The following is a 12,375-nucleotide window of genomic DNA, read 5'->3' as shown; positions in this document are numbered from 1 at the left end:
ATTACATAAAAAAGCCTCAGCTAAAGCTGGGGCTTTTTTTGTTAGAAAAAGCAATAAGCATTATGCATTGTTTTTGATGATCAGGGTGGACTGCCAGTTGTTTGGCTCGATTGATATAGTCTGAATAATTAATAGAATTATAATTTCAGGAAACCTTAATAATTATGCCGAGTTAAAGAGCGAACTCCTTAAATTTGAGCGGCAACATTAAAAAAATAGAATTCATTTATGAAACACTTAGGAATTTTGACGCTACTGTTTTTTATTTCGTTTACAGGGCAAAGCCAGGAAACACTAGATTTAGTAACCATATCCGGTCGCTTTGCTACGCCTCAGGCCTATGACTCTATTTATGATGGTAAAGCCAAAGAGTTTGGAGCGATGCTCTCTCTTGTGGCTCCTATAGAGATGAGCGAACGATCTATCTGGTATAACAGTGTCAATTATTTTTATTGGCACGTTGATAACGATGAAGACATGCCGCCTGAAATTGCGAATCCAATTGATTTACACGGTATTATTCTAAGGACAGGATTGTATCAAAAACTTTCAGAAGACAGGGGTCTTCAAATTTTTCTGGCTCCAAGATTTATGTCTGATTTTAATAATATTGATATCGAACATTTTCAAATGGGCGCATTGGTATTATATGAAAAGAAGTACAGAGAGGGTCTGAAAATGGGCTTTGGAGCAATGTACAATCAGGAGTTTTTTGGACCCTATTTGGTTCCCTTGGTAAATGTTGATTGGCATATTTCTGAGAAATGGTCAATGGTTGGGTTATTCCCTGTTTACGGAAAGATTAAGTACCAGGTAAATGAAAAATTCTCTGCTGGTTGGAGTCATTTTGGTTTGATAACCACTTATAGATTAGGAAGCCCTGAGTATCAGGGGGATTATATCGAGCGGAAGAGTATCGATGAATCATTGTTCGCCAGATATAGGCTTTTTGGTGATTTTTATGCAGAAGGAAGAATTGGTTATGCCTTAGGAAGGAGTTATGCCCAATATGAGGCAGATCAAAAAGTCGATTTTAGTATTCCACTAATAGGGTTTGGCGATGATAGAGTGCAGAAAAACGTCTCTTTTCACGATGGAGTAATTGCTAGCCTGAGACTTGTTTACAGTATATCTTTAGCCGATAGAAATAAAACAAATTAATAGAATTGATATGCGCTTATTAAAAAGTTGGCCCGATAATTGTCTGTTTAATGTAAAATCAATTATTATGAATAAAATTTATACATTACTATTTTTTGCAACAGTTCTAATATCATGTGAAGGTTCAGTTGGCCCTCCAGGTCCTCCAGGACCACAAGGTGTGCCCGGAGAAGATGGTGCTGGTGGCTTAATTGGTCAAGTGATAGAAATACAGGCTGATCTGAATTCAGGTACTAATTTTGAGTATTTTGTTGAAATACCAACTGAAATTGAGGTTTATGAAAGTGATGTTTTCATGGTGTATAGATTGATGGAGGTAGCTGATGGCTTAGATGTATGGGAACCACTTCCTCAAACAATTTTTAGAAATAATGATATTTTATTATATGCTTTCGATTATACGCTATTCGATGTGAGACTTTTTCTCGATGGAACTGTAGATTTTGGAAAATTAGATCCAAATGATACGGATGGCCTTATTTTTAGAATAGCGATTATTCCGGCAGATTTTGCAAAAGGTGTGAATCTTAAAAAGATGGACGACGTGTTGAAGGCATTAGATGTCAAGGATATAAAAAGAATTAATTAAGCGAAATAAATGGTTATTTAAGATCATTTCTTCTCCTTAAAACAAATAAAGCCCATCTTCGGTAGAAGATGGGCTTTATTTGTTTACAAAAGTTAAGCCTTTTTCTTTACAAGCCGGGTTTTTATACTATTTTTATTCTTTAAAGTGACCTCATGGCTTATGATTATTGAAGGGTTTGAGGCGCTGTATTGAATTCATTAATTATTAATTCATATTATGAGAATCTATTATAATCTTAGCCTTATTCTGTTTTCGATATTGTTGATTTCATGTGGAGCTCCATCGGGCAAATCAAGTGATGAAAAAAGTAGAGCGGGGGATAAACTACCTCGGGTTGCTATTGCTGGTATAGCTATAGAATCTAGCACATTTTCACCTGCACTAACCCAAGAAGAAGCATTTCACGCTAAATCAGGAACTGCTGTTTTTGAATATTATCCTTTTATGGCAACTGATTCTGCCAATAGGAGCAGAGCGGAGTGGTTTCCTACAATTAAAGGACATGCCTTGCCGGGAGGTACTGTAACAAGAGAAGCGTATGAGTCATTGCTAAGCAAAACGCTGGAAATGTTAAAGAAAGACCTTCCCTATGATGGATTATTTTTAGATATTCACGGTGCGATGAGCGTTGTTGGTTTGGATGATGCTGAAGGTGATTTTATTACCAGAATTAGAGAAGTGATTGGTTATGAAACATTGATTTCAACGTCAATGGACTTACACGGGAACGTTTCTCAAGCCTTAGCGTTTAATAGTGATCTTATCACCTGTTATAGAATGGCTCCACATGAAGATGCCATTGAATCTAAAAAAAGAGCCCTTGAAAACCTGCTTGATCGGCTTGAAAGTGGCAAAGGAAAACCAAAATTTAAGGCATGGATTCCAATTCCAATTTTGTTACCTGGTGAAAAGACAAGTACTCGGATTGAACCAGGAAAGAGTTTATATGCTAAAGTTGACCCCATAACAAAAAGAGAAGGTGTTATCGATGCCGCTATTTGGATAGGATATGCCTGGGCAGATGAACCGAGAAATCATGCTGTGGTAATGGTCACAGGAGATGATAAAGCGTCAGTGATTAATGCTGCAGAGGAATTGGCAGGAAGTTTTTGGGAAGTGAGAAATGAGTTTGTATTTGTAGCGCCTACTGCAACTTTAGAAGAAAGTTTAAAACTAGCCATTGCAAGTAAAGAGCAGCCATATATGATAAGTGATATGGGTGATAATCCAACTGCTGGTGGTGCAGGAGATGTTACCTGGACATTACGAGAATTGTTGAAGAACCCTGAATTTAGTTCAGGTAAAGGGAAAACACTTATTTACGCCTCTATTCCAGGGCCGGAATTCGTTGAAAAAGCCTTGATCGCAGGAGTAGGAGGAGAAGTTGATGGCTTGGCGGGGGCCGCTGTAGACAATAGATTTGCCCCACCGATTCGATTAAAAGGAGTTGTAACGGCGATAGAGAAAGGTGATAAGAACGCTGAAATCGAAGTAGTTGTTAAAGTTGGTACAGTATCAGTTATTGTTACTAAAAAACGAAAACCATACCATAGAGAAAGTGACTTCACTAATTTAGGACTGGATCCTAGAAAGTCTGATATCGTTGTGGTGAAAATTGGTTATTTAGTACCTGAATTATATAATATGAGAGGTGACTGGATCATGGCCTTGACACCTGGAGGTGTTGATCAGGATTTGGAAAGACTAGATTACAAGCGAATCAAACGTCCGATGTTTCCACTTGATAATGACATGGAACAACCAAATCTGAAAGCGAGGTTAATTTCATTATCCGGAAAATAATTGCATGTGATAATTAAAAAAAAACAGCTGCTAAAAGGCAGCTGTTTTTTGGGGAAATAACTAGCTCCTTGTTTTCTAAAGTAGTTATGACTTTAAGTGGGTTTCTAAAGCAGCCTTAAAAGGTTAATCCTTTAGCTCTAAATAAGAAAATCACTATAATTCTTACAACCTTGATTCAAATTTTTGAACTGGTTTAATCCTGGATCCGTTTCTTCTAATCCTGGTTTCAATTTTTTTTAAGAAACTTTTGATTTCTTCTCTACTGGGGGAATGTATTTCTAACATAGCAATTGTATTTAAGCGTTAGTGTATAGCTTTACAAAAAGTAAACATGATTTACTTAAAAAATCGTGCTATTCACTGAAAAATTATCTAAAATACTGACAAATAAGGATTTAAAAATACATTTTGATGATACTTAAAACTCTTCGGGGTTTTCAATGCCTTCAATTTCTAATTTTGAAAGATTGGTTTCTAATTCCAAAAGAAATATTTTTAGCTCCAAAGAATGGATGAGCAAGTCCTTGTACTGTGCCTTTTTCATATATAGCAAAATTCTTTTTTTATTCAATTATCCCAGGGATAATTATGTATAGCAATTCTAATAATAATAACGATTGATTTAAAAGATTAGTATGGTAATTGTTTTCGCTCATGTTGTTTTTTTTACCTTGATTTGAATAAAGTAATTAAAAACTAAGAAAGGTGGATGAAACGATATTCTTTTTAACTCATTGATATATAGGTGTGAACAAAGTTTTGGATCGTTGGGTTTTAAATTGAAATCTATGCTAATCTTCGTCCCGTAAACGATTAAGATTTAGTTAAAAAAATGATTAACTTCCCTTTTTTAAAAAAGAATTATTAGCCATAAATTAAAATATCAATTATGAAATTTCACCTGTTTAAGATTGTACTGATTTTTTTACCATTTTTAGTAATGTCTCAGGATATTTCAAAAGTCACAAGCTTGAATGATGATATTGCCGAGACTTCAGGCTTGATTTATTTTGAAGATATTTTGATTACGCATAATGATTCAGGTGGTATGAATGCTTTGTATGAAATTGATAAATCAAATGGCAATATACTAAGGACTGTGACTATTAATGGCGCAACAAATGTTGATTGGGAGGATATATGCCAGGATGACCAATATATTTACATAGGTGATTTTGGGAATAATAACGGTAATAGGACCAATTTAAAAATATACAAGGTTTTAAAATCTGATTATTTGAATTCTGGGAACATCAATGCGGAGGTTATTGAATTTAGCTATGCAGATCAAAATGATTTTACTTCATCGCCCAATGATACGAATTTTGATGCTGAGGCCTTGATTGCATATGACGGTGACCTTTATGTTTTCACTAAAAACTGGGTTGATAGAAGAACTAATATTTATAAGGTTCCAAAGGACGCCGGGAAGTATTCGGTTGAGAAAATTGATGAATTTGATGCGCAGGGATTGATTACGGGCGGAACATTTAACCCACTTGGAAAGAAAATTGTTCTTACGGGTTATGCTGGATTTAAAGCATTTGCTATAGAGCTTTCAGGTTTTTATGATGGAAAGTTTTCAAATGGTCTCACTGAAAAATACAACCTTGAACTACCCTTTACAGCCTCCTTCCAGATAGAGGCAATTGATTATTTTGGCGCCAAAAATTATTATGTTAGTGCAGAAAAGAACACGCTGGGTGATGCTACATTATATACTTTAGTCTCAACCACACTGGGATTAGATGATCTTGATTTGATTCAAAAAGTAGTATATCCTAATCCAGCATCCGAGACTCTTAAAGTAAACAGTGCTTTGGAATTTGAAAAAATTGAAGTCTTTAATTATTTAGGTCAAAAAATATACGAAGACGTATCTGGCTCAAAAGATATCAATATCTCTGAATTTTCAAAAGGAGTTTATATTTTAAAAATTTACGCTGGAAACAGAATAAGCACAGTTAAATTTCTAAAAGAAGAATAGCATTTCAGTGTAAGCCTTTTAATAGGATACTGACTTTAAGAAATAAATTCGTAGTTTTATACTTTATTGAAGATCAATGTTAGAGCCATATTTTGAATTGTGTTTTTCAATTTATAATGCTCATAACACTTTTAATTTTATTTTTCAATAGATCAAAGCTATGAAACGTACAGTATCCCTCATACTGACTTTATTGATGTGTCATATTTTTTATGCACAGCACATTAGTGAGTTTACTTCATTAAGTGCTGATGGTCAAAGCAGTGATTTTGTTCTCCCATCAACTCATACCTTTCAAGTACTTATTGAAAATGGGGACCCCCTAACAGAAGGGGGCTTAATGCCAGATGTGCTCGATTTTGCAGGCTATGTTCCAAGAACAGGAAGCAGTAAATATGGTTATCTATCGATTAATTCTGAGGCTCGACCAGGAGCGGTGACGATACTTGATATTGAATATGACGATCAAGTTGGAAAATGGTTCGTTGATAATTCTGAGGCAGTGAAATTCGAATTTAATCTTCCTTTGGAAGGTTTAGCATCTATTATCGGTGAGCAAGTTGGATCAACAATTGCAAATTGTTCAGGAACTGTAACACCTTGGAATACTATAATTACATGTGAAGAGGTTACTAATAAGGATGTTAAAAAGGATTTTCCATTAATTCAAGATTCTTGGTTGAAAGTAGATGGCGACCCTGAAGGATATGATGGATATGGTTGGGCTATTGAAATCGATCCTGGAACAAAAACCGTTATTGATCAGGTAGGTGGACGAGCACCAGATAAACAGGATAAACTTTGGGCTATGGGGAATTTTAAACACGAAAATGCTGTAGTTCATAGCAACTTAAGAACGGTGTATCAGGGAGCGGATGACTGGTTGTATGATGAGGCATATCTCTTTAAATTTGTAGCTGATGAAAAAAAAATATTGTCGTCAGGGAGATTATATGTTTTCAAGGAAACTAGTTCAGATGGTGGATTATGGGTAAAGATTCCCAATGAAACGATACAAGAGAGAAATTCAACAATAACTAGTTGCAAAGAAGTAGGAGCAAAGAGTTTTCAAGCAATTGAAGATGTTGAAATTTTTGGAGATTATGTTTATTTCGCTGTAAAAAATGACGGAAAAGTTTATCGGTTCAAAGATGATGTTCCTATTCCTCCAGAAGTGCCGGATGGACAGGTTGAAGAAGCTACAACTGTTTCACAATTTGAGACCTATGTTGGTGACATGGAATATGAAATAAAGGCAGGTGAGACTGTTCCATGGGGCTTAGGTAATGATAATCTGGTTTTTGATGATCTGGGGAATTTATGGGTAGCGCAGGATGGTGGTGATAATTATATTTGGGTGGTTGAAAATGGCCATACTCAGGCAAATCCGAAGGTCAAAATATTTGGCCGTACACCAGGCAACAGTGAGCCTACAGGGCTTACGTTTACGCCAGATTACAAGTATATATTTATGTCAATTCAGCACCCAAAGGGAAATGATTCCAATCAAACAGATGTCTTTGGCAGACCGGTTAGTTTCAATGATGATGTAACTCTGGTATTAGCGAGAAATGATTTCCTTGGTAAGGATTTGACCTCAAAGGATCAGGATATTATGATTTCACAATATTATCATGATGAGGCTAGTGATAGCAAATGGATCGAGGTCAAAAATATTTCTGGTGAGGATATTCCTGTGGGGACATATTTTATAGATTTATATGATAGTGCAGATTTGGTAAATATTACTTCAGCCAACCCCAAAGCATCTGACACTATTCCGGCAATGATGAAAGATGAAGTATTGCTATACAAAAACAAGGAAATGCCAGATTTTCCGCTTGACATATACATACGAGATGAAATTGATCCCATTGAAAGTGCTGTTTGTGATTTTGATGGAGATGATGTAATACTCATCACTACTACCCCAGGAAGTAGAAAATATATAAACAGGAAGGACATCCTTGGAAATACCACAGCGACACAATGGGGTAAAAACAATTCTCTAATAAGAGGGGACAATTCCCCTGAATTGCCGGAAAGAAATTTTGACCCGAATAATTGGATAGAACTGGATCCTCTCCAAGAAGTAAATCAGGCCGATAAAAAGAAAAACATAGCCTTGGGAACTCATGTAACAGGACCTGCAGTATGGAATGGTTCATCCTGGGATAATGATTCGCCACCAGACCGCACAAGAAATACTGAAATAGATGGGATCTATGATGGGGGTCTTGAAAATTTTGAAGCATTTGATTTGAAAATTAATAAGACTGGATCACTAAACTTTGAAGAAAAGGATTTTAATAACAATCTTATTGTACACAGAAATTTAACGATTGATATAGAAGGGTCTTTAATCATTGGTGATACCGAATCTTTGATTATCAAAGATGGAGATGCAACTGTGACGGGTAGTATCGAGAAAATTGAGTATTCCTCAGATAGAAATGACCCTAATGATATCACGTATTGGTCATCTCCAGTTGAAGGTGAGAATATTGAAAGTGTGTTTAAGGATGTTAACCTTGAAAGAGTTTTTTTATATGATCAAACAAAGCACTTACTAAACGATCCAAACCATGAAACTTATTGGGAAGTTTGGGATAAGGCTAGCGGGTTGATGCAAGTAGGTAAAGGATATGCCGCTGAAGGGATTCAGGGAACAACAGGAATTCATACAGTTCAGTTTAAAGGTAAACCCAATTTTGGAAATATAGAAACAAGTACACTGGATTTTCACACTGATGATATTCCAGACAATGATTTTAATTTGATTGGTAATCCGTATCCAGCTGCTATTGATCTTGAAGCATTTCTTACAACCAACACAGTAACCAATAAGGTCATAGATGGTACCGTCTATTTTTGGAAACACGACCTAGCATTAATAGATGGTACATATGGAGATTATGTTACTTATAATTTCGTGGGAGCGACAGGTACGCATGAAAATACAGATGTCAGCCCCAACATTGGATCTGCCCAGGGATTTTTTGTGCGAGCGATGAAGTCGGATAAGGTGGTTTTTAATCCTTCGATGATACTCGCCGGTTCAAATAACCAATTTTTTAAAGCAGTTGAACAAAAAAATGACATTGAAAAAAACAGGTTGTGGATCAATTTAATAGGATCAGATGATTCTTTTAAGCAAATTTTGATCGGTTTTGACCGCAAGGCAAGCAAGGGTATGGACCTCGGATATGATGCTTTGTATTTAAAAGGATCACAACCAATCGATTTTTATTCTTTCTTAAGCGATAGTGATGTAAAATTGGCTATTCAGGGCCGTGAACCTTTCCATGAAGATATGGTGATAGATTTGGGTTTTGAAGTAGCTAGTGAGGGAGTAGAAATGCAATTTGAAATAGATAAAATTGAAGGAGTATTAAAAGATCACGACGTTTTATTACATGACAAGGAACTAGAGGTGTTACATGATCTAAACACAGCTCCATACACTTTTAATTATAAGGGTACAGGAAGTTTTAAAGATAGGTTTAGTCTCGTTTTTAACAGTGCCGTGCTTAATGTAGATGAATTGCAAACCAATCAAGACATTAATATGTATATGAATGATGGGAAGCTATTTATTGACTCACCTTGGTTTATACAACAAATTAAAATATATGATATTCAAGGTAGGTTACTTCAGGTTTACAACCCTAATTCATCAAATACTGAATTGAATATTGAGCCCATATCGAGAATTAATTTCTTTATGGTTCAGGTCTTCAACGAACAAGGTGAAACTTTCACTAGAAAGATGATCAGGTATTGATTTTAGATCAATTATTTTTTTTTATTCTACAAAGGAATAATCAACACCGGGATATCCGTTTTTTTAATCACGCCAGACGAGACACTGCCAAAAAAGGCTTTATAAAAGAAATTATGAGTATGATGTCCGGTGATGATAAGGCCTATTTCTAGTTTTTCAGCCTCTTCCAGTATCATTTCAATTGTACCGCCGTTTATTAAAAGTCCTTCGCAATCTATGCCTTCCTCTTTCATAATATCTGTAAAATCATTCATCAAGCGATGTTCTTTTTTTAACTCTGTGGCCCTGCTATCTCGAATATACTGAGGACCCACACCAAAACCAATAAATTCTGGTTCTGGAGCCGCAACATGAAGTAACCATAATTTGGCATTAAAGGCTTTGGCATATCGCCTTGCATGTTCTAATAATTCGTTCTCATTTTTGTTAAAATCTATTGCTACGAGTATATTTTTCATGATTTCTGTTTTTAATGGGTTGCAGAAATGGCCCATATATTAATCTATTCCTACAAGATATAGAATAAAGCAAATCGATGAAATGATGAAAATCAATGCAATGACTGATTAGAATCAATTTTAATTCTTATGAATAGTTGTAGCATCGCTTTGTGCTGCAGGAAAAATTGTCATATCGGCGATTTGAACATGCGAAGGGACATTTACACAATAGAAGATGCTATCTGCGATATCCTGAGCAACTAAAGGTTCAAAATGTTTGTAAATATTTTTGGCTTTATTTTCGTCACCTTTAAATCTTACAATGGAGAATTCCGTTTCAACCGCTCCAGGAGCAATATTACATACGCGAATGCCATGAGGGACCAATTCTAGTCTCATTCCCTTACTGATTGCTTCTACGCCTGATTTACTAGCACAATACACCATTCCTTTGCCATAGGTTTGTTTCCCCGCGATTGAACTTATATTGATGATCTGACCTTTTTTGCGATTGATCATCCAAGGCACAATTTCTTTTGAAACATACAATAAGCCTTTTACATTATAGTCGATCATTTGTTCCCAGTCATTTACATCACTATCAACAAAAAGATCGAGCCCATGGGCACCTCCTGCATTATTTACCAGGATGTCAATATTTCTCCATGTATCTTCTAAGCTGTTCAAGTTCTCCTTCACTTCCTTTTTGTTGCCCACATCAAAGCTTAAAGTTTTAACAGATACTAGTTTGTTTAATTGCGCTTCTAATTCATTTAATCTGTCCTTGCGTCTACCGCAAAGAATCAAATTGATATTGTTTTTGGCAAAAAGCTTTGCCGTTGCCTCTCCAATACCGGATGTAGCTCCTGTAATTAGTGCTAATTTTTTCATGGACCAAATTTTTTATAATAGATTCAAATTTAGATGAAAATTTAATATGATTTTAAGGATTGAGAAGCATAATTGGAATTCTAGATATTCCTTGATAAAGAATTTGGAGAAGTAATAAGAAACCAGCACCTAAAGATGCTGGTTATATGACTTTAGGTTAAGTCACGTTTCAGTAAACGGGGGTAGTAAATATAGAACCAGCGTAATATCTTAAGATGAATTAATCATTATCTTAATGTTAATTATTCAAGGAGTGAATGTAAAAATGATTATCACCCTACAAATTGCGCCATATCACTTTTTTCCTTTATTTCCTCTTTTACTGGCTCTTGTCCTGTTCTTATATAACCTACGTTTGAATGTTCATTATAACAATAAAAAACAGGTTTTTCATTGCGCAAGAGGTCTAGAAAATGATCGTATTCACTTATGGAATAACGAAGATTAACCTTGTCAATATGTTTTGAATTAGGAGGAATAAAGTAACCTTCGTGATAGAAGGAAGCTGTCATTACAGGGGTTATTTGTGTATCATTATAGCAATTTATAATAGCTTTACATTGTAAATTACTCTCTGATCCTGCAGTATAAAGTGTAGCGGAATATTTTGTGATGAGTCCCATGATCTGTAGTTATGAAAGATTTCTTCTAATTTAAACACAAGAATTTATCTATCGCTTGATATAGATCAATCGTAATGATGATATTGGTCAAAAAAGAGCTTTTTTCAGTAAAGAAGTGATAAGATTTTATAATGTTTAATAGAAGACTATTAATGCCTCAGTGTAATGAGTTTTAAGAAAAGGTCTTAACATTAAAATCTTCTTTTTTTAAACATTTTTAAATGTCAAAAAAGAGGTGGTAAAGCTTAAAAGGTGTAAATTTGCGGAAGAAACCATGTATGCATGATGTCAATACATAGGTTTAAGATGAGCCAGCAATCCATGAAGCTGGTTTTTTTATGCCTATTATTTTGTAACGCATGTAGTTTTATTTTGAAGCGTGTAAGCAATGCTTGACTTACTAAGGCTTGGATTAAATAAAAAAAACCGGCAAATCAATGCCGGTTACTAACCTAATCTGAAACCTAATTATAATTATGAAAAAATTATATTTTTAAAATTGTTGTATTGTGCCGGTTTATTGAACCAGTACATCGTCTAATATTTGTTGATTCCTAAAAAGTATTTTTTGGAATTCTATTTGATTAATGACGCCTTTCTTGAAATTTGCGATAGCAGTCTCAACGTCTGTCTTAATTTTTTTGGCTTCTACTTTACAAAGAAAGCCTTCATTAATATCTGTAAATTTTAATATTCCTATAGCAAGTACTGCTTGTAAAACTGAATTTTTCATTTTGTTCTTGGTTTATAATTATAGTACGAATGTACAAGTACTTTAAGTGTGTGATTACGACATTGAATGTCCAAATACAAAGATTATAGTTAAATTATTGTTAACAATAACAGGATACCTCAATACTAACATCATATTAGTAGTAAAAATGAAATGCTATATATAATAGGTATAACTTTTCTTTTATGAACTTTATAATGAGAACCTAATAATGATCATCATTTAAATGACTTAGTAACTTGGTTATTTACTCAAAAAGCATATCTATTGATTTAATAATCTGCAAGAGAATTTGAAGTCTTATCTTTTGTTCAAGTATTATGTCAGATGAGACCGAATAGTTAGACGAAATTTTATTGTTTAA

The 12,375-nt window shown here is 34.7% G+C and carries 10 protein-coding genes; 5 read left to right on the top strand and 5 right to left on the bottom strand.

Annotation, left to right across the window (positions count from 1 at the left end; translation table 11 throughout):
- Positions 1-228 precede the first annotated feature (228 nt).
- From QWY87_RS08975 to QWY87_RS08965, 3 genes are all read left to right on the top strand, one after another.
- Positions 229-1,161 (top strand): DUF6268 family outer membrane beta-barrel protein, encoded by a 933-nt coding sequence (locus tag QWY87_RS08975; RefSeq protein WP_290290410.1) that lies wholly within the window; start codon positions 229-231, stop codon positions 1,159-1,161.
- Positions 1,162-1,228: 67 nt separating this feature from the next.
- Positions 1,229-1,750: a collagen-like protein gene (locus tag QWY87_RS08970; RefSeq protein ID WP_290290409.1), complete on the top strand. Its 522-nt coding sequence runs from the start codon at positions 1,229-1,231 to the stop codon at positions 1,748-1,750.
- Positions 1,751-1,966: 216 nt separating this feature from the next.
- Complete coding sequence (locus tag QWY87_RS08965; RefSeq protein ID WP_290290407.1) at positions 1,967-3,553, top strand: M81 family metallopeptidase; 1,587 nt, start codon at positions 1,967-1,969, stop codon at positions 3,551-3,553.
- A 418-nt stretch (positions 3,554-3,971) separates the two neighbouring features.
- Here the strand turns inward: QWY87_RS08965 and QWY87_RS08960 are convergent, their stop codons facing one another.
- Entirely contained in the window at positions 3,972-4,097 is a 126-nt protein-coding gene (locus QWY87_RS08960) for a hypothetical protein (protein WP_290290405.1), read from the bottom strand.
- A 345-nt stretch (positions 4,098-4,442) separates the two neighbouring features.
- Here QWY87_RS08960 and QWY87_RS08955 point away from each other — a divergent pair, with 345 nt between their 5' ends.
- Together QWY87_RS08955 and QWY87_RS08950 are read left to right on the top strand one after the other, a co-directional pair.
- Positions 4,443-5,540, top strand: coding sequence for a T9SS type A sorting domain-containing protein (locus QWY87_RS08955; RefSeq protein ID WP_290290404.1), 1,098 nt, complete (start codon positions 4,443-4,445; stop codon positions 5,538-5,540).
- A 160-nt stretch (positions 5,541-5,700) separates the two neighbouring features.
- Positions 5,701-9,324, top strand: coding sequence for a DUF8693 domain-containing protein (locus QWY87_RS08950; protein ID WP_290290402.1), 3,624 nt, complete (start codon positions 5,701-5,703; stop codon positions 9,322-9,324).
- Positions 9,325-9,350: 26 nt separating this feature from the next.
- Here the strand turns inward: QWY87_RS08950 and QWY87_RS08945 are convergent, their stop codons facing one another.
- The 4 genes from QWY87_RS08945 to QWY87_RS08930 form a co-directional block, all read right to left on the bottom strand.
- The gene (locus QWY87_RS08945; RefSeq protein WP_290290400.1) at positions 9,351-9,782 is read right to left on the bottom strand and encodes a universal stress protein; all 432 of its coding nucleotides are present in this window, start codon (positions 9,780-9,782) and stop codon (positions 9,351-9,353) included.
- A gap of 120 nt (positions 9,783-9,902) precedes the next feature.
- Positions 9,903-10,655 (bottom strand): SDR family NAD(P)-dependent oxidoreductase, encoded by a 753-nt coding sequence (locus QWY87_RS08940; protein WP_290290398.1) that lies wholly within the window; start codon positions 10,653-10,655, stop codon positions 9,903-9,905.
- Between the two features lie 272 nt (positions 10,656-10,927).
- Positions 10,928-11,278, bottom strand: coding sequence for a hypothetical protein (locus QWY87_RS08935; RefSeq protein WP_290290396.1), 351 nt, complete (start codon positions 11,276-11,278; stop codon positions 10,928-10,930).
- Positions 11,279-11,795: 517 nt separating this feature from the next.
- Positions 11,796-12,011 (bottom strand): hypothetical protein, encoded by a 216-nt coding sequence (locus tag QWY87_RS08930; RefSeq protein WP_290290395.1) that lies wholly within the window; start codon positions 12,009-12,011, stop codon positions 11,796-11,798.
- Between the last annotated feature and the right edge of the window lie 364 nt (positions 12,012-12,375).

The organism is Lutimonas halocynthiae (assembly GCF_030409835.1).
Classification (GTDB): domain Bacteria; phylum Bacteroidota; class Bacteroidia; order Flavobacteriales; family Flavobacteriaceae; genus Lutimonas; species Lutimonas halocynthiae.
Note: the sequence above shows the minus strand (reverse complement) of the source record. Positions and strands in the feature narration are given on the sequence as shown.

Coding starts and splice junctions, on each gene's coding strand:
- QWY87_RS08975 (WP_290290410.1), top strand. CDS start 229: ATGAAACACTTAGGAATTTTGACGCTACTGTTTTTTATTTCGTTTACA.
- QWY87_RS08970 (WP_290290409.1), top strand. CDS start 1,229: ATGAATAAAATTTATACATTACTATTTTTTGCAACAGTTCTAATATCA.
- QWY87_RS08965 (WP_290290407.1), top strand. CDS start 1,967: ATGAGAATCTATTATAATCTTAGCCTTATTCTGTTTTCGATATTGTTG.
- QWY87_RS08960 (WP_290290405.1), bottom strand. CDS start 4,097: ATGAAAAAGGCACAGTACAAGGACTTGCTCATCCATTCTTTGGAGCTA.
- QWY87_RS08955 (WP_290290404.1), top strand. CDS start 4,443: ATGAAATTTCACCTGTTTAAGATTGTACTGATTTTTTTACCATTTTTA.
- QWY87_RS08950 (WP_290290402.1), top strand. CDS start 5,701: ATGAAACGTACAGTATCCCTCATACTGACTTTATTGATGTGTCATATT.
- QWY87_RS08945 (WP_290290400.1), bottom strand. CDS start 9,782: ATGAAAAATATACTCGTAGCAATAGATTTTAACAAAAATGAGAACGAA.
- QWY87_RS08940 (WP_290290398.1), bottom strand. CDS start 10,655: ATGAAAAAATTAGCACTAATTACAGGAGCTACATCCGGTATTGGAGAG.
- QWY87_RS08935 (WP_290290396.1), bottom strand. CDS start 11,278: ATGGGACTCATCACAAAATATTCCGCTACACTTTATACTGCAGGATCA.
- QWY87_RS08930 (WP_290290395.1), bottom strand. CDS start 12,011: ATGAAAAATTCAGTTTTACAAGCAGTACTTGCTATAGGAATATTAAAA.